Raw genomic sequence first — 20779 nt, 5'->3', positions numbered from 1 at the left:
CGGCACCTCACCCGTGAGGGACGAACGCTGTGAAACGGACATTAGGCAGGCACACTGATCCGGTCCAATACAAGATCACGGCACCACTGAGAGCGCAGGCTTATCAATCCGCTGTATCAGTGCCGCCACCAGCGAAGGGACGACGACGATGGAGCTGCGGCACCTCCGTTCGTTCGCCGCAGTCGCCGAGGAGCTGCACTTCGGTAGGGCCGCCGCCCGGCTGCACATGGCTCAGCCGCCGCTCAGCCAGCAGATCAAGCATCTGGAACGCGACCTCGGTGTGCTGCTGTTCGAGCGCACCACCCGGCAGGTCCGACTCACCAACGCCGGCGTCGTCTTCCTCGACCATGCCCGGCGCGTGCTCGCCGAGGCGGATCGGGCCCGGGAGTCCGTGCTGCTCGCGGAGCGGGGTGAGCGCGGGGAGATCCGGCTCGGGCTCACCGGTGTGACCACGTGGCGACTGCTGCCGAGGATGACCCGGGCGTACCGGGAGCGCTATCCGCTGGTCCGCCTCGAACTGCACCCCTCCGTCTTCAGCGGCCCGCAGACGAGCTCGCTTCTCGACGGCGGCATCGACGTCGGCATCCTGCGGGCGCCGGTCCCACCGCCACTGGCCAGCCGGACCATCGTCGACGAAGAGCTGATGGCCGTGCTGCCCGAGGAACACCCCCTCGCGGCCCGGCCCGCCGTGGCGCTCACCGATCTCGCCGAGGAGAACTTCGTCAGCTACCCGGCGCAGCAGGGCTCGTTCCTGCGCGACACCGCGATGCGCGCGTGCTCCTCCGTGGGCTTCTGGCCCCGGGTCGCGCAGGAGGCCAAGGACACCTACACGGTGGTGGCGCTGGTCGCGGCCGCGGTCGGCGTCGCTCTCCTGCCGGAGTCCGCGGAGGAGCTGCAGTTCGAGGGGGTCGTCTTCCGGCCGGTCACCGGCGCCGACGTGCGGGTGCCGATCGCCCTGGCCTGGCGGGACGGCGATCCGTCCCCGCTGCTGGCCAACTTCCTCGCCGTGGCCGCTGCGACCCTCCCCACGCCGGACACCACCGGGCGGAACGATGGCTGAGGCGCTACCGCCGCTCGCGGGCGAGCACCACGTCTGCCCCGAGTGCGACATGTCCTACGCCACGACCGGCATCCCCGCGGCGCTGGCCGCGCTGGAACAGATCCCCGACCAGGTCCGCGCCGCTGCGTCGGCTGTGCCGGAGGCCGTCCGCCGGACGCGACCCGAGCCGCACACCTGGTGCGTGGTCGAGTACGTGTGCCACCTCCGCGACGTCTACGCCACGTACACGATCCGGCTGCATCGCACTCGCACCGAGCTGCGGCCGTCGCTCGAGCCGATGCTCAACGACCTGCGTGCGCGCCGCTTCCGGTACGCCCGGCGGGACCTGGCGGCCGTGCTCGACGAGCTGGCCGACAACGTCCAGGGCTTCCGCGACGAGATATCGCGCACCGCGGATACCGAGTGGGACCGGGTGGCCACCCGGTTGCCGCACGAGGTGCGTTCGGCGCGGTGGCTGGTACGGCAGGCACTGCACGAGGGCCGCCACCACATCCGGGATATCACCGCCGTAGGCCGCGCAGCAGTAGGCTCCCAGACATCCGATGTCTAGGAGGCCGCGTGCCTGTCACTGACGAAGCCATCGAGAAGATCAAGGCGATGATCGTCTCCGGTGAGCTGGGGCCGGGTGCGCGCCTGCCGCGGGAGGCGGACCTCGCCGAGCGGCTGGGGCTGTCGCGCAACTCGCTGCGGGAGGCCGTCAAGGCGCTCTCGCTGATCCGGGTGCTCGACGTCCGGCAGGGCGACGGCACCTACGTCACCAGCCTCGACCCGAACCTGCTGCTCGACGCGATGACGTTCGTCGTCGACTTCCACCGTGACGACACGGTGCTGGAGTTCCTCGAGGTGCGGCGCATCCTGGAACCCGCCGCCACCGCGATGGCGGCCCTCACGATGACCGACGAGCAGATCGAGGGCCTACGCGCCGTGCTCGCCGAGCTCGACCCCAATCCCGGCGTCGAGGACCTCGTGGCCAACGACCTGGAGTTCCACCGTCGGGTGGCGGTCGGCAGCGGCAACACCGTGCTGTGCTCGCTGATAGAGGGCCTCTCCGGCCCGACCACCCGCGCCCGGATCTGGCGCGGGTTGACGCAGGAGGGTGCCGTCGCGCGCACGATCGAACAGCACACCGCGATCTGCGACGCGATCGCCGCACGTCAGCCCGAGCTCGCCCGCGCGTGGGCCACGATCCACGTGGCCGGAGTGGAGCAATGGCTACGCAGCGCCCTGGGCGAACCCACCGCCTGACCCGGAGGCGCCACGCGGTCTGGACCGAAACATCCGAGCACGGGCGGGCGTAGAGCCGCAGGGTCTCGGTGTCCCGGCCTTTCGGATCTGGTCAGGGGAGGAGGTCGCGGCGGATCAAGCCTTCCTCTGCCAGTTCCGTCCACAGGTCTCCCGGCACCGGGACGGCCGCGGCAGCAGCATTCGCCGCCACCTCGGCCGCGGTGCGGGCCCCCAGCAGCACCGAGGCGACCTCGGGGCGCGCACCGGCGAACGCGATGGCCGCGGCGGGCAGCGCGACACCGTGGCGGCGGCAGACGGCACTGATGGCGATGGCGCGTTCGCGTACCTCCGCTCGTGCCGGCTGGTAGTCGTAAGTGGCGTCGGCGGGCGGGTTGTCGGTGGCGAGCAGGCCACTGTTGAACACACCCGCCGCCAGGACGGACACACCGCGGCGCGCGCAGGCCGGGAGCAGTTCGTCGGCTGCGGACTGGTCGAGCAGCGTCCACCGCCCCGCCACGAGCACGGCGTCCACATCGGTCTCGGTGACGAACCGGGCGAGCATGGCCGCCTGGTTCATCCCCGCGCCGATCGCCCCGATCACGCCCTGGGCGCGCAGATCGTGCAGCGCTGGGTAGGCCTGCCCTGCGGCCTCGGCCCAGTGGTCGTCGGGGTCGTGGATCAGGACGAGGTCGATGCGGTCGAGCCCGAGGCGCTCCAGGCTGTCCTCCAGGCTGCGTCGGACGCCGTCCGCGCTGAAGTCCCACACACGGCGGTGGTCGGCGGGCACGTCGAAGCCGGCCTCGTCGTCGCGCCGGTGGGCGCCGGCCGGGTCGGGCACCAGCAGCCGTCCGATCTTCGTCGAGATGGTGTACTGCGCTCGCGGCCGCCCGGACAGCGCCACTCCGAGTCGCCGCTCGGACAGGCCCAGCCCGTAGTGCGGCGCCGTGTCGAAGAACCGGATGCCGTTGGCCCAGGCCTGGTCGATCGTGGCGATCGCGTCGGCGTCGGGCACCTCCCGGTAGAGGTTGCCCAGCGGCGCCGTGCCGAGCCCGATCCGGCTGACCGGCACGGCGGAACGACCCAGCAACGCGCTCATGGCAGCAGGCTGATCGTTGCAGCCGACGCGTCCACGGCACCTCGCGCGGGGATCGAAATCATCATTGGTCTCCTCGGCATCCTTCGAGTCGGTCCGGGCTCATTGCTGGCGGGGCCGAAGCCGCAGGCCTTGCATGCCACCGTCCACGGCGAGCGCCGTGCCGGTGGTGGCGCCCGCCAGCGGACCGGCCAGGTAGGCGATGGCCGCGGCCACCTCCTGGGCCGACACCAGACGCCCCATGGGCTGGCGGGCCTCCAGCGCGGCTCGTTCCGCAGCGGGGTCGTCGGCCGAGTCGAGGAGCCTGCCGACCCAGGGGGTGTCGGCGGTGCCCGGGTTCACGCAGTTGACGCGGATGCCGTCGGCGATGTGGTCGGCCGCCATCGCGAGCGTGAGCGACTGCACCGCGCCCTTGCTCGCGCTGTAGAGCGCCCGCTGCGGCAGGCCCGCGGTGGCCGCGATCGAACACGTGTTGACGATCGCCGCGGCGCGTGAGCGGCGCAGGTGGGGGAGCGCGGCCCGGCTCAGACGCACGATGCCGAGCACGTTGACGTCGAGCACTCGCTGCCACTCCGCCAACGGGTTTGTCTCCACCGTGCCCTGGGCGCCGATGCCTGCGTTGTTGACCAGCACGTCGAGGCCACCGAGGCGCTCGACGGCGGTGGCGACCGCGGCGTCCACCGAGTCCTGGTCGGTGACGTCGGCGGTCAGCCCGAGGATCGGCGCCTCGACGCCCGACGGGTCCAGGTCCAGGCAGGCGACCCGAGCGCCACGCCCGGCCAGCAGCTGCGCGGTGGCCAGCCCGATCCCGGAGCCGCCGCCGGTGACCACCGCAGCCAGCCCGGCGAACTCGCCACTACCCGCTGCGCTCATGACGTGCTCCGCTTCGTCTCGTCGGCCCGGACCGCGCCGCCGGGGAAGCGGTGCTCGTCCAGGGTCCGTGGCTTCATGTCGGCTCCTGGTGCCGGGAAGCGCACGTCGAGCGTGCGTACCGTGGTGATCCGCGCGGTCACGCCTGCGCTGCCGAACGACGACGCCGCACCGCTACCCCCGCACCCAGACATCCGATGTATCGCGCGTCTTTATACGGCCATCGACGGAGCGACCGCAAGACCATCGAGTGATCCGGCGGATCGGACATCCGACGTCTTCATTTCACTGCCGGATTCGACGGCATTGCCGGAATCGGCCCGTGACTCTTTCCCCGCCCGACATCTCCGCGCTGTTGCCTGCGCGCGGACTCGTTCACGCAATCTCCCTAGCGTCGCGGTATGCCTGGTTGTGATTTCACCCGTCGGGACATGCTGCGCTGGACCGCGTTCGCCGCCGCCGCACCTGTCCTCGGCCTTGCTGATCCTTCTCGTGCTCACGCGGCGACCGGAGCGAGCGGCACGGGGGAGATCGAGCCGGTCAACCTGGAGTTGGTGACGCTGACCGAGGACCGGGCCGTGATCACCTGGTACACCGGCGAGGCCGGGACCAACGACGGCCTGGGCCGGATGGTTCCGGCGCCGGCCGACGGAGAGGTCTGGTACGGCACCGATCCCGCGCGCCTGAAGAATGTGGCAGGCGACATCTCCGGAAAAACGCCTTACCACCATGTCGAACTGACGGATCTGGAGCCTGGTCGGACCTACTACTACCAGGCGCGTTCGGCGGGCAAGAGCGCAGCGCCGATGCAGTTCACCCTGATCTCCGGCAACGCCGTCGGCACGTCGCGCCACGGTTTCGGCACCCCGGGCGGCCCGTTCTCCTTCACCACCCCGCAGCCGCCGCCGGGTCGCTACCTCTTCTCCGTGGTGCTCTGCAACGACCTGCACATGGGTGAGACACAAGCGGGGCTCGTGGGAGGGCAGCCGCAATACATCGGGATCACCCAGACGCCGGGCCTGCCGCCGTATCCCGAGGTCATGCTGGAATCGCTGGTGCACGACGTCAAGCGCTTCGACCCGAGCTACCTGCTGGCCGCCGGCGACATCTCCGCCGAAGCCGTGCCTGCGGATCTGAGCCGTGCCGGGCAACTGCTCGACGGGTTCGGGACGTACCGGGAGGACTACTTCCTCACCCGCGGCAACCACGACCGGGCGCACGCCGGTGACCCCTACTCCTCCTGCCGAGTGGGGCGTTGGCAGGGAAACGACTGTTTTCACGACCGCTATTTCCCGGACGACGAGCTCACGTATTTCTCGACCGACCTCTCCGGACTGCACGTGATCGGCCTCGATACGTATGACAAGCCGGGTGGTGGTGGCGACGCCGGCGGCATGTCGACGGAGCAGTTCGCCTGGTTCAGGTCGGATCTCGCCGACCACAAGGACCAGCCGACGATCGTGTTCGGGCATCACCCGCTGGTCGTGCAGAAGTCGGCATTCCCCGTGAAGCCCAGCAACTCCCTCGACGCCGCCCAGGCGGCCTCCGTTCTGGAGGCGTACGCCCGGACACCGGGTGTTTTCCTGCACCACGCCGGCCACACCCATCGCAACCACCACACGATCAGTCCCACCGCGCCGCGCGTGACGTTGCAGGAGGTCGCGGCGGCCAAGGAGTACCCCGGCGGCTTCTCGATCCTGCGGTTGCACACCGAGGGTTTCGCGCTGAACTTCTACAAGTCGCGCAGCGACCACGCGCGGGAATGGAGTGAGCGCAGCCGCCAGGAGATGATGGGGACCTGGTCGCAGTTCGCATTCGGCAACAACGTCACCGATCGCAATACCGTCGCGAAGGCGGACCTGTCCGGGCTCCACCGGCCGAAGCGCCACGGCAGCACGTGACACGCTGCTCGTGATCGACGGCCCCGGCGTCAGGTCCCGAGAATCGTGGCGTGCAGTTCCGCCGCCCGCCCGGGAGGCACCGAGCGCGCCGCTGCGAGCCATGCTGCTGCGCGTGCGGCGTCGCCTGCGGTGACCACACATCCTGGCCAGCGGGCCGCGAGCCGGGCGCGCGTGAGATCCGCGACCGGCGTGTCACCGGCGACGACGCTCCCGGCCACGACGATCGGGGTGCGCTCGCCGGGGTCACGGATCGGGTCGACGTCGGCGACGAGCAGCGATGCGGCCTCCGCGACGATCCCTCCCGCGACGGCGTCCCCGGCCCGGGCCGCGATGCTCACCAGTGGTGCCAGCCGCGCGAGCGCGATGGGCGGGCCGGCGTGCACCGCGTGCACGATCCGCTCGGCGGTGTCGGCTCGGGCGTCGGCGTTCAGCACCGTCTCCGGCACCGGGTCGCCCGCTCCGGTGCCGAGCAGTGCCTCGGCGACGCCGCCCAGCAGTGACGTCGCGGCGCCCCGGCCGTCGAGTGCGGCGAGCGCTGCCCGAACCGCGCGCTGACCCAGCCAGAACGCCGATCCCGTGTCGCCCACGAGCCAGCCGTGACCATCCGTCCCGGCGGTTCGCTCCCGGCCGGTGATCCGCGCCGCCGTCGCTCCGGTGCCCGCGATGAGCACGGTGCCGTCCGGTTCGGCTGTGCCGGCTGCGAAGGCGACGATCACGTCACCGACGACGGTCGGACGGCACGGAAGGCCGACGGCGTCCGCCAGGTCGGCGAGGTCGGCCGACATGGCGGGCAGTTGCATCGGGCCGACGCCCGCCATCCCGACCACGGCCGATCGCACCGCCGCTGCAGGGACGTCGTGCAGCACGGCACGTATCGCACCGGCGAGGGCGCGGAATGCCTGGTCGGGAGGGTGCGAGACCGGATTGCCACCAGGCCCCTCCGCCGTGCCGCACAACCGCCCCGAGCCGTCGACGACCGCGGCGCGCGAGCGGCTGCCGCCCACGTCCATCCCGAGGAACAGCTCCATCGGCGCTCCTTCAAGAAACGTCTTACCGAAGTCTTGACAGTTCACCCGACTCGGTGGAAATTTTCACCACCCTGCTCGGCCCCGAAAGGTTGTACTCAAGATGCTCGTCGCCGGATCCGCGTCCCCCGCCGAAGCGGGCACGGGTCAGCTGCTCGTGCATCTCCGCAGCCTGCTTCCGGGGCTCGCCGGCGCGTTGCGGCAGGTCGGGAACGTGATCCTGGAGGACCCGGCCTGGGCGTCGCGGGCGACGATCGTGGAGTTGGCGGAACGCAGCGGCACCTCGCCTGCCACCGTCACCCGCTTCTGCCGCACCCTGGGCGTGGCGGGCTACACGGAGCTGCGCGTCGGCATCGCCACCGAGATCGGCCGGGCCGACCAGGCCGGCTGGGAGGTCGGGATCGGCGCGGACGTGCTGCCCACCGACCCGATCGACCGCGTTCTGCGCACCCTGCTGGCGGTCGACGTGCAGGCGATGCACGAGACCGCCGCGGCGCTCGACCTCTCCGCCGTCGACGCCGTGGCCGACGCCGTGGTGGCCGCCCGGCGGGTGGACTTCTACGCGGCGGGTGGCAGCGCGGCCGTGCTCGAGGACCAGCAGCTGCGGATGTACCGGATCGGCATCGCCACCTGGACGTGGGCCGACGTCCACAACGGACTCACCAGCGCCGCGCTGCTCGGACAGGGCGACGTGGCGATCGCGCTCTCGCACAGCGGCCGCACCACCGAGACCGTCGAGATGCTCGCCGAGGCGCGCCGCCACGGCGCCACCACCGTGGCGATCACCAACTTCTCGACGTCCCCGATCGCGGACGTCGCCGACCACCTGCTGGGTACCTCGGTGCGGGAGACGGCGTTCCGCGCGGGCGCGATGTCGGCCCGCCACTCCCAGTTCCTGGTGCTGGATCTGCTGTACCTCGCGGTCGCACAGCGCACCCACGAACGTTCGACGGAGGCGTTCGCCCGCACCGCCGAAGCCGTGGCCGCCCACCGCACTCCGTACGACCCGCGCGCGAGGGGTGGATCCGCGCGCTCCGCCGACCCACAGCGAGGAGCCTGATGACGCCCGGGACGAACTCGAACTCCGCGCACGTGTCGGCGGCGGCCTTCGCCGAAGCCGCGGCAGCGGCCGTACATCGGGTGTCCACCGAACAGGCGGACGGCGTCGCGAAGGCGGCTGCCCTGCTGGTGGACGCGCTGCGCGCGGGCGGGGTGGTGCAGGCCTTCGGCACCGGCCACTCGCAGGCGCTGGCCATGGAGATCGCCGGTCGGGCCGGAGGGCTCGTGCCCACCAACATGATCGCCCTGCGTGACCTCGTCATCCTGGGGGGCGACGCCCCGGACGTGCTGTTCTCCGAGCACCTCGAGCGCGACCCTGCGGTCGCCCACCGGATCTACGAGCTGGCCGGGGTGCACCCGGCCGACGTGTTCGTGATGGCGTCGAACTCGGGCGGCAACGGTTCGGTCGTGGAGCTCGCCCGGCTGGTCAAGGAGCGCGGGCACGGCCTGGTCGCGATCACCTCGATGGCCCACAGCTCGCGGGTCACCTCACGACATCCGTCCGGGCTGCGGCTGTTCGAGATCGCCGACGTGGTCCTCGACAACGGGGCGCCCTACGGGGACGCGGTGCTGACCACGGGCGAGATCACGGTGGGCGGCATCTCGTCGATCACCGCGGCCCTGCTCGCCCAGATGGTTGTGGCCGAGGTCGTGCGCACGATGCTCGCCGCAGGCGAGACCCCGCCCGTCTACCTCTCCGCCAACATCCCCGAAGGCGACGCTCACAACTCGGCGCTCGAAGCCCGCTACGCCGGCCGCATCCGCCGATCCGCCTGAGCAGTACCCCCGCTCCCGAGCCCCACCACTCGTCCGCTCCCCGCCGACACCCCGCACTCCCGCCCTCCGTCGCCATCGATCAAACGCACCACCAGCTCAAGGAGACAGCTATGAACCCGTCTCGCCCCATGCCCGGACTCGACCGCCGGCAGTTCCTGCGGCGGCTGGCGGCCGCGGGCCTGCTCGCCGTGCCTGGAGCGGGGCTGCTCTCCGCCTGTGCCACCGGGGGCGGAGGGACCACCACCGCGGCGCAGGGCCAGGTCAGCGCCACCAACCCACTCGGCGTGGCCACCGACGCCCCCCTGGATGTCGTGATCTTCAAGGGCGGCTACGGCGACGACTACGCCCTCGCCCACCAGGCGATGTACAAGGAGCAGTACCCGCAGGCGCAGGTCAAGCACTCGGCGAGCACGCAGATCGCGCAGGAGATGCAGCCACGGTTCGTGGCGGGCAACCCCCCGGACGTCCTGGACGACACGGGCGCCCAGAAGATCGAGTACGCGGTGCTCGTGAACGACAACCAGCTGACCGACCTCGGCCCCCTCCTCGACGCTCCCTCGGTCGACGACCCGAACGTCAAGGTGCGTGACACGCTGCTGCCCGGCGTGATCGAGCAGGGCACCTTCGGCGACAAGTTCGTCATCCTCAACTACGTCTACGAGACCTACGCGATCTGGTATTCGAAGCCGTTGTTCGAGAAGAACGGCTGGCAGGTGCCCACCACGTGGGACGAAATGATGGCGCTCTCCGAGACGATCAAGGCCGCCGGAATCGCCCCGTTCACCTACGGCGGCGTCAACGCGGGTGACTACGTCATCGACCTCAACCTGGGCGCGGCCATCAAGCAGGGCGGCCTCGACGTCGTCAAGAACATCGACAACCTGCAGCCGGGCGCCTGGACGCAGGACACGGTGCTGGCGGCCACGCAACGGCTCGAGGAAATGGTCCGCAAGGGCTACTTCATGCCGGGCTCGGAGGGCCTCAAGCACACCGAGGCGCAGACGGCCTGGGTGCAGGGCAAGGCCGCGTTCTACGTCTCGGGGTCATGGCTCGAGAACGAGATGAAGGGCATCGCTCCGCCGGACTTCGCAATGGCCATGGCGCCCGTTCCCGTGCTCGACAGCAGTTCGGCAATGCCCGTCACGGCGCTGCGCACGCAGCCTGCCGAGGCGTTCGTCGTTCCGTCGAAGGCGAAGAACGTGAACGGCGGCATGGAGTACCTGCGACTGATGCTGTCCAAGGACGGTGGCTCGAAGTTCGCCGAGCTCACCGCGTCGGTGCCTGCGGTGAAGGACGCCACCGTGAATGCGAAGAAGACGCCGGCGCTGGAGTCGCTCTCGGCCGGTCTCGCCGCGGCCGGTGACAACGTCTTCAGCTGGAATTTCCGCACCTGGTACTCGACCTATTCAGAGCTGCTCAAGACCGAGACGTCCAACCTGCTCGCCGGTCGGACGGACGCGGCGGGCTACCTCGCGAAGATGCAGGCGGAGACCGACCGCGTCGCCGCCGACCAGAGCATCACCAAGTACAGCCGCTGACCAGTCATGCGCCACGGAAAATACCGGTTCATCGCCAGCTTCCTGGTGGTCCCGCTCGTGCTGTACGTCGTGTTCGTCGTGTCGCCCTATGCCCAGGCGTTCTACATATCGATGACCGACTGGCGGGGCTTCTCCGGCCAGCAGAACTTCATCGGCTTCGACAACTACGTCGAGCTGGCCACTGACGGCAGATTCTGGCGGGCGATGGGACACAACGGGCTGCTCCTCGTGGTGGTGCCGCTGGTGACGATCGCGTTCGCCCTGTTCCTGGCGGCCGTGACGACCGTGGCGGGGCGGCCGGGCGCGGTGGGTCGCGGCGGGGTGCGGGGATCACGGCTCTACCAGGTGGTGTTCTTCTTCCCCCAGGTCGTGCCGGTCGTGATTGCCGGGGTGCTCTTCGGGTTCTTCTTCAACCCCGACGCAGGCCTGCTGAACGGGGCGCTGCGAGTGGTGGGCCTGGACGGGCTCACGCGCTCGTGGCTCGGCGACACGACGTTCGCCCTGCCGTCGGTGATGGCCGTGCTCATCTGGGGTGCGGTCGGCTTCTACTACGTGCTGTTCAGCTCGGCGATGAAGTCGGTGCCACCTGACGTGTTCGAGGCGGCGGTGCTCGACGGTGCCGGCCGCATGCGCACCTTCTGGAGCATCACGCTGCCGATGATCTGGGACAGCGTCCAGGTCTCCTACATCTACCTGGGGATCATGGTGCTCGACGGGTTCACGCTGCTCCAGGTGATGCTGCCCGACGGCGGACCGGACGGGTCCACCCAAGTGGTGTCGCAGTACCTGTACCGCAGCGCCTTCACCGACGGCCGGTTCGGCTACGCGTCGGCCATCGGGGTGACGCTCTGTCTGGTCACGCTGCTGCTGGCGGTGGCCGTCCTGCGGCTCACCCGCCGTCAGCAGACCGAGTACTGAGGAGTACGGCGATGACACTCGGCACGTCGGCCTCGGCACCGGCCACGGCGCCTCCCGACCGGCCGCAGCGGCGACGCAACGATGCGGGGGACCACCGAGCCTCGACGGGTGAGCGGACGCTCAACGTGTTCACCCACGGGTTCCTCGCGGTGTGGGCGGTCCTGGTGGCGGCCCCGTTGCTCTGGTCCGTGCTCACATCGTTCAAGACCGACAGCGAGATCTTCACCAGCCCGTGGAGCCTGCCCGCGCAGTGGCAGTTCGGGAACTTCGCCCGGGCCTGGACCACGGCCAACATCGGCACCTACTTCGTCAACAGCCTCATCGTCGTCTGCGCGTCGGTGGTGCTGGTGATGTTGCTGGGGTCGATGGTGGCCTACGTACTGGCTCGCTACGAGTTCCCCGGGCGGGGCGTCATCTACTACGCGTTCATCGCGGGAATGACGTTCCCGATCTTCCTGGCACTGGTGCCGCTGTTCTTCGTGGTGCAGAACCTCGGGATGCTCGGCAGCTACCAGGGCCTCATCCTCGTCTATACGGCGTACGCGCTGCCGTTCACCGTCTTCTTCATGACCGGGTTCTTCCGGACGTTGCCGAGTGCGCTCGCCGAGGCCGCGATGTTGGACGGCTGCTCGCACGCCGGGGTGTTCTTCCGGATCATGCTGCCGCTCGCCCGGCCGGGGCTGATCAGTGTGGGGATCTTCAACTTCCTCGGGCTGTGGAACCAGTACATGCTGCCGCTGGTGCTGATGCCCGACAGCGATCACTACGTGCTGTCGCAGGGGCTCGCCGTGTTGGCGGCGAACCAGGGCTACCGCAGCGACTGGAGTGCCCTGTTCGCCGGACTGGTGATCGCGCTGTTGCCGGTGCTCGCCGTGTACGTCGTCTTCCAGCGCCGGATCCAGGACGGACTGAGCGTGGGGGCCATCAAATAGTGACCAGGAGGGTCGTGGCCGTCGACACGGTGAACGGCGGATTTACGCGACGTACCGTGTGAGGGTGATCGGGTCGAGAGCACGGCTCCGGGCACTGCGATGGGGCCTACGCGCGGTGTTCGGCTTGCCGCAGCCTGTGAAGCGCGCGCTGGCCGGCCGGCGGGTGGAGTTCGACGGCCAGGTGCTCGACCTGGACCTTCAGCTCCTGGGCCGGATCGACCGGCTGCTGGCGAGCCCGGCGGGTGGCACCGTCGACCAGGCCGCGCTGGCCGAGCAGCGGCGCCAGGCCGACCTCGCGGCCGAGATCGTGGCCGACGCCCGTCTGGACGACATCGTCACCGAGGACCTGCAGGTCCCCGGGGGAGCCGGACCGCTCGCCGCCCGGCTCTACATACCGCCCGCGGTACCCGAGACCGCAGGGCTGGTCGTCTACTTCCACGGCGGCGGGTTCGCGCTGGGCAGCCTCGCGTCCACGGATCCGCTGTGCCGCCTCCTGGCGGCCCAGTCCGGAGTGCGGGTGCTCTCCGTGGACTACCGGCTGGCCCCGGAGTACCCCTACCCCGCAGCTCTCGAGGACGCCATCGCCGCGTACCACGGAGCTCGGGCCGACGCTGCCGTCCTCGGTGCCGACCCCGAGCTGATCGCCGTGGGCGGCGACAGTGCCGGTGCCAACCTCGCCCTCGTCGTCGCCCAGCAGCAGGCGACGACCGGGGGTCCGCTTCCTGCGTTCGTCCTCGCGCTCTACCCGGTCACCGACATCGACCGCAGCGGTGGCTCGCGCGAGCTGTTCGGCAACGGCTTCGGGCTGACCGCGGAGTACATCCGCGAGCTGGAGCGGCTCTACCTGCCCGACGGCGTGCCGTCCGACGACACCCGGGGCGCCATCCTGCGCGCCGACGACCTGTCCGGCATGCCGCCCGTGTACCTGTCCACCGCAGGGTTCGATCCCCTGCGGGACGAGGGCGAGGAGCTGGCCGAGCGGCTGAACGAGGCCGGGGTGCCCGTGGTGGCGCGGCGTTTTCCCGGGCTCGTGCACGGCTACGCCAGCTTCACCGCCGTCTGCGCCGCCGCCCGCGACGCCACCCTCGACGCGGCGAGCGCGCTGCGTGCGGCGCTCGCGCTGGTGGAGAGCAGGCGATCGGCCGCGGTCAACGGCCGGGCCGTCCTCGGCTCCTTCGAGCGCAGCACAGCCACGGGCAGTCCCTGAGATCTCCGCCACCGTTGCCCGACCTGTACCTCCGGCGCTGTCCCGTCGGGGGCTACGGTTCGACCAGTGGGACGAACCGCCGCAACGGGGCGGTCGGGCAAGGCTGGAGGGCGCATGGATCGCCAGGACGTCAGTGTCACTCTGCCCTGGATGGGCGCAGGCACCGAGCTTCTCGTCCGAGCGGTCGACGCGTTGCCCGACGACGCGTTCGGGGCGCCGAGTGCGCTTCCCGGATGGAGCAGGGCCCACGTCATCGCCCACCTCGCACGCAATGCCGAGGCCCTGACCAGGCTCGCGACCTGGGCGCGCACCGGCGTCGAGACGCCGATGTACGCGAGCAGCGACCAGCGCGCCGCAGAGATCGAGTCGTCGGCGCAGGCACCGGCCGACAAGCTGCGTAGCGAGTTGGTGAGCACGGCAGGCGATCTCGACGCGGCCCTCGCCGCGCTCGACGGCGACACGTGGCAGGCCCAGGTGCGCAGCGCTCTCGGCCGCGCGATCCCCGGAACCGAGGTGCCCTGGATGCGGGTGCGGGAGGTGTGGCTCCACGCGGTCGACCTCGACGCCGGGATCACGGTCGCCGACCTGCCACCGGCGGTGATCGACGCCCTGATGGACGAGGTCACGGTCACCCTGTCCGCGCGCGATGGCTGCCCGTGTGCCCGGCTGGCGCCGTCCGACCGGGACCGGTCGTGGTCCCTCGGGGCCGGCTCCGACCGCGTCGAGCTGGGCGGTGACGCGGCCGGCGTGCTCGGCTGGTTGGTCGGGCGGACCGGGCGGGCCGAGCTCGTGGCGACCGACGCGGGCGGCACGCCCGTCGCGGTGCCGCAGGCGCCCCGCTGGTTGTAGCGGGTCACGGCTGATCACGGGCTGGTCAGACCGGCCAGAAGTAGCCCGACTCCGGGGCGGCGTCGGGGAACAGCGGGCCGTAGAACTCCGGGTCCTTGCGCACCAGTGCGGAGCGGTGGCTGTGGTGCACTCGGTCGTCCCCGATCCACTCCGGCAGCAGCGCCCGGGCGGCGAGCTCGGCCTGCGTGCGCGGCGATGGGAGCCCGTGTTCGGCGAGGTCGGTGCTGATGGTGGCCGCGCACGTGTCGGCCCGGCCCCGGCCCACCCACTCGGCGCACACCGCCAGCCCGTAGGCCGCGACGGCCTCCGGGAACCCGGCCCACATGCGTACAGCCGGGTGGCGTTTCCATCCGTAGGTCGTGCGGGTCACCGCGCGCAGTACCTGGAGCGCCTCCACGCGTTGCTTGCCCAACCGGCGGTCGTCGAGCACCGCGGCGCTCGCCGCGAAGTCGGGATGGGGCAGGAAGGTCTGCATCTCGTCCGCCCTACTCCCGTTCGACGAGGGCCACGACGCGGGTGAGCGAGGGCGTGCTCGGCGTCGACCCGAAACCGAACCGGACGGGCGGTGTCACCGGGGCGAGGTCGCCCTGGTCGACGCCGCCCCACAACGTGGTCGCGCCCGTCAGGCCGTGCAGGTCGAGGGCTGCGTAGTACTCCTGGCGGCCACTGCATGCGCTTCCCCGCGTGCGCACGCCGGGAAGCACGCGCCGCGCGACGAGGTCGACCGCGCTGATCCAGAGCCGGCTCACGGCCAGGGGCCGGGGCACCGAGCGGAGCAGGAGCCCGAGCGGAGTCCGTGCCCCGACGGTGAAGCCGAGTGCCAGGGGCGCGGCGTCCACCTGCCACCGCGTCCCGTCGACCCGGGCGCGCACCGGCGCCACCCGCACATCGTCGAACAGGTAGGTGGCGGCCACGAACCCGGCCACCTCCGGCGACGGGGCGAGCAGCACCCGATGCCCGTCCGCCTGCTCCACCATCACGTCGGTGAACGCGCCGAGCGGCGACCGCGGCCAGTGCCCCACCACGACGCGAAGGCCAGCGGACGTGCCCAGGCCTGCGATCCAGCCGTCGAAGCGGTCGGTCATCGTGCTCCTTCCGGTCTCTCGGGGGACTACCCGGAACGCCGAGGCCGACATTCGGCGTGCAGACGCGAGGCCTGCCGCCTGACAGGCTTGGGGCCGAGCCCGAGCGGAATGTTGACGTAGCAACTAACGTTGTGCGAGACACAGCAACGCCAGGGAGACGGAGGATCCGATGCCACAGCCAGAGGGTGCCGAGCTGGAAGCCGTGCGCGCGCGCCGCGCCGCACTCAAGGAGAAGTACCTGCGGCCGGTGGGTGACCGACCGGCCACCACCGTGCGCGGTGTGCACCACCTCGCGCTGGTCGCACGCGACGTCGAGGAGACGATCAAGTTCTACCAGGACCTCCTGGGGTTCCCGCTGGTCGAGCTCGTGGAGAACCGGGACTACCAGGGGTCGAGCCACTTCTTCTTCGACATCGGCAACCGCAACCTGCTCGGGTTCTTCGACTTCCCCGGGCACGACCACCCCGACTACTCGGAGACGATCGGAGCGGTCCAGCACCTCGCACTGTCCACGTCCGCGGAGGAGTTCGCCGCCACCCGCAAGCGCCTCGATGAGGCCGGCATCTCATATCTCGGCCCGGATCGGGGCGTCGACAACAGCCTCTACATCCGTGATCCCAACGGGGTGGGCATCGAGTTCTACTGCGAGGAACTCGGCCTGTTCGAAGGGGAGCCGCTGCTCTCCTCGTAACGCCCGTCCGGCGCGAAGTGGTGACGATCACGCAACCGTCCGGGCGTCCGGAGCGTCCTCTCCTGTAGGACAACTGCGTCGTGTGACCGTCGCACCCGATTCGTCGGTGACGCGCCGTAGGCCGGGATGGTGAGCAGCATGAACGGTGAGTACCGAGGGCGAGGCGGTCCGCCGCCGACGGCGCGACAGCCGCGACGTGGTGGCGGACCGGGCTGGGGGCAGCCGCAGCGGCCCCACCCCCGACCGCCCGGCCCGCCGATGGCGCCGCCGCCCGGTCCGCCGATGGGAGTGCCCGCCGGCGCCAGACGGCCCATGCGCGACACCGCGCTGCTCCCGTCGGGCTCTCCCGGGCCCGGGTACGCACCGCCGCCCGGTCCACCCGTGCCGCCGCCGCGCCGGCCGGCGGGCGCCCGCCCCGTCCGGCGTCCGCGGTGGGGGCGGCGGATCGGTGTCACCCTGCTCGTGCTGTTGCTGCTCGTGGTCGGGTTCGGGGTCTACATCGACACCACGCTGAACCGCGTGGCCGCTCTCCCGGCCGACAGCACGGCGGCCTCCAAGGGCACCAACTGGCTGATCGTCGGGTCGGACAGCCGGGCCAACCTCACCCCGGAGCAGCGCAAGGAGTTCGCCACCGGCGACCCGGAGTCCGAGCTCACCGACACGATCATGCTGCTGCACACGGGTAGCGGCCCCACCACCCTGGTCAGCCTCCCGCGCGACTCGATGGTGGACATCCCCGGTCACGGGCGGCACAAGATCAACTCTGCCTACGGGCGTGGTGGTGGTGCTGACGGCGGCGGCCCCGAGCTGCTGGTGCAGACCGTCGAGCAGGCCACCGGCCTGCGCATCGACCACTACGCGGAGATCGGGTTCCTCGGCCTCGTCTCGATGGTGGACGCCGTGGGCGGCGTCGACATGTGCGTGCCGGAGTCGATCAAGGACCCCAAGGCCGCGTTGGACATCAAGGCCGGCTGCCAGACCCTCGACCAGGCCACGGCGCTGGGCTACGTCCGCACGCGCGCCACGGCGAGCTCCGACTTCGGGCGCGTGGAGCGGCAGCGGGCGTTCATCTCCGCGCTGCTGGACAAGGTCACCAGCCCGGCCACGCTGCTCAACCCGTTCCGGATCGTGCCGCTGGCCACCGGCCTGTCCGGCGCCATCACGGTCGACAACAGCACCCACGTGTGGAACCTCGCGAGCCTCGGGCTCGCGATGCGCGGGCTGTCCGACGGCGTCTCCACCACCGTGCCGGTTCGCGACGGGGTGGTGAACTGGGATCGCCAGCGCGCGAGCGCGCTGTTCCAGGCGATCGCCGACGACGAGCGGCCGGCGGAGAGCGCCCTCGGCCCCTGACCGTCGCACGATGATTTCCGGCCAGGATGGCGGTCATGTCTCTCGACGACCTCGAGGAGAGCGCATGACTCAGCACGCGGACAGCGGACCAGCAGCAGGCACGAGCTACGACGGGATCTGGCGGGTGCCGGACGCACAGGTGGCGTCAGGCCGGATCCCCGGTTACGTGGGCGCGGTCCGCGCCCGTGGCCGGGTGGAGGTCCGGGCAGGCGGCACCATGGCCGTCGGCCCGCAGAGCGCGCCGATGGATGAGCACACCCTGTTCCGCATCGCGTCGGTCACCAAGCCGATGGGGGGTGCTCTCGCGCTCGGCCTGGTGCAGGAGGGATTGCTCGCCCTCGACGACCCGATCGCGCGCTGGCTGCCGGAGGCGGCGAACCCGCGCGTACTCGTCGCCCCCGACGCACCGCTTCACCGCACCACCGACGCAGAGCGGCCGATCACCGTGCGGCACCTGCTGACCATGACGTCCGGCTGGGGCTTGGTGTTCGAGGAGACCCCACTGCAGGCGGCCATGCTGGAACGGGGCGTCTACCCGGGCCCGCTACCGCCTCCGATGACCGGCGACGAGTTCGTGGCGCGAGTCGCCGACCTGCCGCTCGCGTTCCAGCCGGGGGAGGGCTGGCTGTACGACACCGGCACCGATCTCCTCGGCGTCCTCTTGGCCCGGGCCGCCGGAAAGCCGCTCTCCGACCTGCTCGCCGAGCGCATCACCGGGCCGCTGGGCATGACGTCCACCAGCTTCTGGACGCCGGAGGTCCACCGGCTCGCCACGGCCTATCTGCCAGGGGCCGACGGACTCGAGGTGTTCGACCCACCGAGCGGCGCGTTCGCCTCGCCGCCCGGGTTCGAGAAGCTGAGCGGAGGCCTGCTGTCCACGGCGTCCGACGTCCTGCGCTTCTACTGCGCGATGGCCGATGGTGGCGCGCCGGTGCTGTCACGTGCCTCGGTCGCTCTCATGACGTCCGACGCGCTCACCGGCGTGCAGCGCAGCCAGGCTCTTCGCGTCCTCGGCCCCGGCGTGTCCTGGGGCATGGCTACGAGCCTCGACATCGAGGCCGTGGAGCCGTGGATGGCGCCGGGCCGTTGGGGCTGGGACGGCGGCACGGGCACCACCGCGCGTGTCGACCCGAGCCGCGACACGGTCGGCGTTCTCCTGACCCAGCGGTTGATGACCGGACCGCTGGACGGCTTCGACGACTTCTGGGCTGCAGTGGCCGCCGTCTGACGCGTCAGGCCGGCTTGCGAGTGCGCTTGCGGGGCGCCGGAGCCTCGTCCTCCTCGGTCTTCTTCTTGGCGGCGGGCTTGCGGGCCGGAGCCTTCTTCTTGGCGGCGGAGTCGTCCGACGTGGTGCTCGACGAGGTGCCCGCCCCGGAGCCCGCCCGAGCGGCCTCGACGCTGGCCTGCAGGGCGCTCAGGAGGTCGGTCATGCTGTCCGGGCCCTCGTCGCGCTTCGCGGCGACGGGCGCCGGACGGGTGTCGCCGGTGGTGCGCTTGCGCTCGATGAGGTCCACCACGGCATCGCGGTACTCGTCGTGGAACTGCGCGGGGTCGAAGTCGGAGCCGAGGCTCTCCACCAGCGACGCCGCCATCGTCAGCTCCTGGGGCCGCAGCTCGACGTCGGCATCCAGGATGTCGAACTCGGGTTCGCGCACCTCGTCGGGCCACAGCATCGTCTGAAGGACGATCGCCTTGTCCCGCACACGCAGCAGCGCCATGCTCTCCCGCTGCCGCAGCGCGACCTTGACGACCGCCATCCGATCGGTCTGCACCAGCGCCTCGCGCAGCAGCGCATAGGGCTTGGCCGCCTTGGCGTCGGGCTCGAGGTAGTAGCTCTTCTCGAACAGGAGTGGGTCGATCTGGTCGGCCGGGACGAACTCGATGACGTCGATCTCGTGCCCGGTGGCAGTGGGCAGCGAGTCGAGGTCCTCCTCGCTCAGGGTGATCAGCTCGCCGTCGTCGGTCTCGTAGCCCTTGACGATGTCGGCGTACTCGACCTCCTCGCCGTCGACCGAACAGGTGCGCTTGTACTTGATCCGCCCACCGTCGGCGCCATGCACCTGGTGGAACCGGATGTCGTGGTTGGTCGTGGCCGAGTACGCCTTGACCGGCACACTGACCAGACCGAACGACACGGCGCCGCTCCACATCGCGCGCATGCAGGCCCCTGTTCCCTCGCGGGCTATCCCGCCAGCAACATGTGTGAATCTCTCTCTGATGCCAGCATGACGGCGTGCAGCCCATGCTCGCCACCCCTGGAGCCCTTCCGAATGGTCCGGAATGGGTGTTCGAGGTGAAGTGGGACGGCATGCGGCTGCTCGCCGACGTGGCCGACGGGCGGGTTCGACTCACCAGCCGCAGCGAGCGTGACGTCACGCCGAACTTCCCCGAGCTCGCCGAACTCACCCGGCTCGCGCCCGACGTCCTGCTCGACGGTGAGGTCGTGCTGCTCGAGGGCGGCGTACCGAGCTTCCCCGCGCTGCTGGAACGGATCCACGCCCCCGTCCTGCCGCGCACGGTGCTGGAGCGGCCGGTCACGTACATGGTGTTCGACGTGCTGCGCCTCTACGGCGTCTCGCTGCTGGAGCGCCCCTTCGAGGAACGCCGAGCCACACTGGAGCGCCTCGATCTCGCCGCGATACCGGTGCTGTCGCTGTCGCCCGCCTACACCGACGGCCTCGCGCTGCTGGAGGCCACACGGCAGCGGGGCATGGAGGGGGTGGTGGCGAAGCGGCGCGACGGCGTCTACCGGCCGGGCCGCCGGGGTCCGGGATGGACGAAGGTGACCCATCGGCAGACGCAGGCGTGCGTCGTCGGGGGGTGGCGGCCGGAACGCGGCAGCGCGAGCCGGATCGGCGCGCTCCTGCTCGGGGTCCCCGACGGATCCGGGCTGCGGTTCGCGGGCCGGGTCGGCTCCGGCCTCGCCGGGGACACTGCCCAACGCGTGTTGCGGGACCGGCTCGTCGAGGCTCCGGGGCCGCCGTTCGTCGAGCGCCTGCCCCGATCGGATTCCGCCGACGCGCACTGGTGCGAGCCGCAGACCGTGGTCGAGGTCGCCCACACCGGCTGGACCGAGGCCGGCCGCCTGCGGCAACCGGTTTTCCGGGGAGTGCGTGACGACCTTGACCCCGAACAGGTGCGTGCCGAAAAGTGATCCTCACCCGGCTGGCCGATCCGTCCCGTGGCGGGCAGGATGT

The 20779-nt window shown here is 71.0% G+C and carries 22 protein-coding genes; 15 read left to right on the top strand and 7 right to left on the bottom strand.

Annotated features, from left to right (window positions below; translation table 11 throughout):
• Nucleotides 1-148: 148 nt before the first annotated feature.
• The 3 genes from ABD743_RS32035 to ABD743_RS32025 are packed head-to-tail and all read left to right on the top strand — an operon-like array spanning nucleotide 149 to nucleotide 2305.
• A complete protein-coding gene (locus ABD743_RS32035) occupies nucleotides 149-1060 on the top strand; it encodes a LysR substrate-binding domain-containing protein (RefSeq protein WP_344726441.1) in 912 nt (303 codons plus the stop codon).
• Nucleotides 1053-1610: a DinB family protein gene (locus ABD743_RS32030; protein ID WP_344726439.1), complete on the top strand. Its 558-nt coding sequence runs from the start codon at nucleotides 1053-1055 to the stop codon at nucleotides 1608-1610. Before ABD743_RS32035 ends, ABD743_RS32030 begins: the two co-directional genes overlap by 8 nt.
• Nucleotides 1611-1618: 8 nt before the next feature.
• A complete protein-coding gene (locus tag ABD743_RS32025; RefSeq protein WP_344726437.1) occupies nucleotides 1619-2305 on the top strand; it encodes a FadR/GntR family transcriptional regulator in 687 nt (228 codons plus the stop codon).
• 91 nt (nucleotides 2306-2396) lie between these two features.
• On the opposite strand, the gene ABD743_RS32020 is transcribed toward ABD743_RS32025, so the two are convergent.
• From ABD743_RS32020 to ABD743_RS32010, 3 genes are all read right to left on the bottom strand, one after another.
• Nucleotides 2397-3380 (bottom strand): aldo/keto reductase, encoded by a 984-nt coding sequence (locus ABD743_RS32020; protein ID WP_344726435.1) that lies wholly within the window; start codon nucleotides 3378-3380, stop codon nucleotides 2397-2399.
• A gap of 99 nt (nucleotides 3381-3479) precedes the next feature.
• Nucleotides 3480-4250, bottom strand: coding sequence for an SDR family NAD(P)-dependent oxidoreductase (locus tag ABD743_RS32015; protein ID WP_344726433.1), 771 nt, complete (start codon nucleotides 4248-4250; stop codon nucleotides 3480-3482).
• Entirely contained in the window at nucleotides 4247-4441 is a 195-nt protein-coding gene (locus ABD743_RS32010; protein ID WP_344726431.1) for a hypothetical protein, read from the bottom strand. The genes ABD743_RS32015 and ABD743_RS32010 overlap by 4 nt, the downstream gene beginning before the upstream one ends.
• Before the next feature lie 207 nt (nucleotides 4442-4648).
• Between ABD743_RS32010 and ABD743_RS32005 the strand changes: the two genes are divergently transcribed.
• On the top strand, nucleotides 4649-6148 hold the full coding sequence (locus ABD743_RS32005) for a metallophosphoesterase (protein ID WP_344726429.1): 1500 nt from the start codon (nucleotides 4649-4651) through the stop codon (nucleotides 6146-6148).
• 29 nt (nucleotides 6149-6177) lie between these two features.
• Here ABD743_RS32005 and ABD743_RS32000 read toward each other — a convergent pair whose 3' ends face one another.
• Nucleotides 6178-7176 (bottom strand): N-acetylglucosamine kinase, encoded by a 999-nt coding sequence (locus ABD743_RS32000; protein ID WP_344726427.1) that lies wholly within the window; start codon nucleotides 7174-7176, stop codon nucleotides 6178-6180.
• A gap of 100 nt (nucleotides 7177-7276) precedes the next feature.
• On the opposite strand from ABD743_RS32000, the gene ABD743_RS31995 reads away from it, so the two are divergent.
• The 7 genes from ABD743_RS31995 (at nucleotide 7277) to ABD743_RS31965 (ending at nucleotide 14453) form a co-directional block, all read left to right on the top strand.
• Nucleotides 7277-8233 carry a MurR/RpiR family transcriptional regulator gene (locus tag ABD743_RS31995; protein WP_344726425.1) on the top strand — a complete coding sequence of 319 codons (957 nt, stop codon included), beginning with the start codon at nucleotides 7277-7279 and terminating at the stop codon, nucleotides 8231-8233.
• On the top strand, nucleotides 8233-9009 hold the full coding sequence (locus tag ABD743_RS31990) for a sugar isomerase domain-containing protein (protein ID WP_344726423.1): 777 nt from the start codon (nucleotides 8233-8235) through the stop codon (nucleotides 9007-9009). The genes ABD743_RS31995 and ABD743_RS31990 overlap by 1 nt, the downstream gene beginning before the upstream one ends.
• A gap of 110 nt (nucleotides 9010-9119) precedes the next feature.
• Entirely contained in the window at nucleotides 9120-10547 is a 1428-nt protein-coding gene (ngcE, locus tag ABD743_RS31985; protein WP_344726421.1) for an N-acetylglucosamine/diacetylchitobiose ABC transporter substrate-binding protein, read from the top strand.
• 6 nt (nucleotides 10548-10553) lie between these two features.
• Entirely contained in the window at nucleotides 10554-11465 is a 912-nt protein-coding gene (locus tag ABD743_RS31980; RefSeq protein WP_344726419.1) for a carbohydrate ABC transporter permease, read from the top strand.
• Between the two features lie 11 nt (nucleotides 11466-11476).
• Nucleotides 11477-12397, top strand: a complete 921-nt coding sequence (locus ABD743_RS31975; protein WP_344726417.1) for a carbohydrate ABC transporter permease — start codon at nucleotides 11477-11479, stop codon at nucleotides 12395-12397.
• Between the two features lie 64 nt (nucleotides 12398-12461).
• A complete protein-coding gene (locus ABD743_RS31970; RefSeq protein ID WP_344726415.1) occupies nucleotides 12462-13604 on the top strand; it encodes an alpha/beta hydrolase in 1143 nt (380 codons plus the stop codon).
• A 114-nt stretch (nucleotides 13605-13718) separates the two neighbouring features.
• Complete coding sequence (locus tag ABD743_RS31965) at nucleotides 13719-14453, top strand: maleylpyruvate isomerase family mycothiol-dependent enzyme (protein WP_344726413.1); 735 nt, start codon at nucleotides 13719-13721, stop codon at nucleotides 14451-14453.
• A 25-nt stretch (nucleotides 14454-14478) separates the two neighbouring features.
• Here ABD743_RS31965 and ABD743_RS31960 read toward each other — a convergent pair whose 3' ends face one another.
• Complete coding sequence (locus tag ABD743_RS31960; protein WP_344726411.1) at nucleotides 14479-14928, bottom strand: MSMEG_6728 family protein; 450 nt, start codon at nucleotides 14926-14928, stop codon at nucleotides 14479-14481.
• A 10-nt stretch (nucleotides 14929-14938) separates the two neighbouring features.
• Complete coding sequence (locus ABD743_RS31955) at nucleotides 14939-15538, bottom strand: hypothetical protein (RefSeq protein WP_344726409.1); 600 nt, start codon at nucleotides 15536-15538, stop codon at nucleotides 14939-14941.
• A gap of 169 nt (nucleotides 15539-15707) precedes the next feature.
• On the opposite strand from ABD743_RS31955, the gene ABD743_RS31950 reads away from it, so the two are divergent.
• From ABD743_RS31950 to ABD743_RS31940, 3 genes are all read left to right on the top strand, one after another.
• Complete coding sequence (locus ABD743_RS31950) at nucleotides 15708-16229, top strand: VOC family protein (protein ID WP_344726407.1); 522 nt, start codon at nucleotides 15708-15710, stop codon at nucleotides 16227-16229.
• 282 nt (nucleotides 16230-16511) lie between these two features.
• A complete protein-coding gene (locus ABD743_RS31945) occupies nucleotides 16512-17582 on the top strand; it encodes an LCP family protein (protein ID WP_344726405.1) in 1071 nt (356 codons plus the stop codon).
• Nucleotides 17583-17646: 64 nt separating this feature from the next.
• Nucleotides 17647-18810, top strand: a complete 1164-nt coding sequence (locus ABD743_RS31940) for a serine hydrolase domain-containing protein (RefSeq protein WP_344726403.1) — start codon at nucleotides 17647-17649, stop codon at nucleotides 18808-18810.
• A 4-nt stretch (nucleotides 18811-18814) separates the two neighbouring features.
• Here the strand turns inward: ABD743_RS31940 and ku are convergent, their stop codons facing one another.
• Nucleotides 18815-19741 (bottom strand): non-homologous end joining protein Ku, encoded by a 927-nt coding sequence (gene ku / locus ABD743_RS31935; RefSeq protein WP_344726401.1) that lies wholly within the window; start codon nucleotides 19739-19741, stop codon nucleotides 18815-18817.
• Between the two features lie 83 nt (nucleotides 19742-19824).
• Between ku and ligD the strand changes: the two genes are divergently transcribed.
• Nucleotides 19825-20736: a non-homologous end-joining DNA ligase gene (ligD, locus tag ABD743_RS31930; protein WP_344726488.1), complete on the top strand. Its 912-nt coding sequence runs from the start codon at nucleotides 19825-19827 to the stop codon at nucleotides 20734-20736.
• Nucleotides 20737-20779: the final 43 nt, after the last annotated feature.

The organism is Pseudonocardia yunnanensis (assembly GCF_039534065.1).
Classification (GTDB): Bacteria; Actinomycetota; Actinomycetes; order Mycobacteriales; family Pseudonocardiaceae; genus Pseudonocardia; species Pseudonocardia yunnanensis.
Note: the sequence above shows the minus strand (reverse complement) of the source record. Positions and strands in the feature narration are given on the sequence as shown.

Bases quoted from the DNA above. Each gene is read 5' to 3' on its own strand.
- ABD743_RS32035 (WP_344726441.1), top strand. From the start codon at position 149: ATGGAGCTGCGGCACCTCCGTTCGTTCGCCGCAGTCGCCGAGGAGCTG.
- ABD743_RS32030 (WP_344726439.1), top strand. From the start codon at position 1,053: ATGGCTGAGGCGCTACCGCCGCTCGCGGGCGAGCACCACGTCTGCCCC.
- ABD743_RS32020 (WP_344726435.1), bottom strand. From the start codon at position 3,380: ATGAGCGCGTTGCTGGGTCGTTCCGCCGTGCCGGTCAGCCGGATCGGG.
- ABD743_RS32015 (WP_344726433.1), bottom strand. From the start codon at position 4,250: ATGAGCGCAGCGGGTAGTGGCGAGTTCGCCGGGCTGGCTGCGGTGGTC.
- ABD743_RS32010 (WP_344726431.1), bottom strand. From the start codon at position 4,441: ATGTCTGGGTGCGGGGGTAGCGGTGCGGCGTCGTCGTTCGGCAGCGCA.
- ABD743_RS32005 (WP_344726429.1), top strand. From the start codon at position 4,649: ATGCCTGGTTGTGATTTCACCCGTCGGGACATGCTGCGCTGGACCGCG.
- ABD743_RS32000 (WP_344726427.1), bottom strand. From the start codon at position 7,176: ATGGAGCTGTTCCTCGGGATGGACGTGGGCGGCAGCCGCTCGCGCGCC.
- ABD743_RS31995 (WP_344726425.1), top strand. From the start codon at position 7,277: ATGCTCGTCGCCGGATCCGCGTCCCCCGCCGAAGCGGGCACGGGTCAG.
- ABD743_RS31990 (WP_344726423.1), top strand. From the start codon at position 8,233: ATGACGCCCGGGACGAACTCGAACTCCGCGCACGTGTCGGCGGCGGCC.
- ngcE (WP_344726421.1), top strand. From the start codon at position 9,120: ATGAACCCGTCTCGCCCCATGCCCGGACTCGACCGCCGGCAGTTCCTG.
- ABD743_RS31980 (WP_344726419.1), top strand. From the start codon at position 10,554: ATGCGCCACGGAAAATACCGGTTCATCGCCAGCTTCCTGGTGGTCCCG.
- ABD743_RS31975 (WP_344726417.1), top strand. From the start codon at position 11,477: ATGACACTCGGCACGTCGGCCTCGGCACCGGCCACGGCGCCTCCCGAC.
- ABD743_RS31965 (WP_344726413.1), top strand. From the start codon at position 13,719: ATGGATCGCCAGGACGTCAGTGTCACTCTGCCCTGGATGGGCGCAGGC.
- ABD743_RS31960 (WP_344726411.1), bottom strand. From the start codon at position 14,928: ATGCAGACCTTCCTGCCCCATCCCGACTTCGCGGCGAGCGCCGCGGTG.
- ABD743_RS31955 (WP_344726409.1), bottom strand. From the start codon at position 15,538: ATGACCGACCGCTTCGACGGCTGGATCGCAGGCCTGGGCACGTCCGCT.
- ABD743_RS31950 (WP_344726407.1), top strand. From the start codon at position 15,708: ATGCCACAGCCAGAGGGTGCCGAGCTGGAAGCCGTGCGCGCGCGCCGC.
- ABD743_RS31945 (WP_344726405.1), top strand. From the start codon at position 16,512: ATGGGAGTGCCCGCCGGCGCCAGACGGCCCATGCGCGACACCGCGCTG.
- ABD743_RS31940 (WP_344726403.1), top strand. From the start codon at position 17,647: ATGACTCAGCACGCGGACAGCGGACCAGCAGCAGGCACGAGCTACGAC.
- ku (WP_344726401.1), bottom strand. From the start codon at position 19,741: ATGCGCGCGATGTGGAGCGGCGCCGTGTCGTTCGGTCTGGTCAGTGTG.
- ligD (WP_344726488.1), top strand. From the start codon at position 19,825: ATGCTCGCCACCCCTGGAGCCCTTCCGAATGGTCCGGAATGGGTGTTC.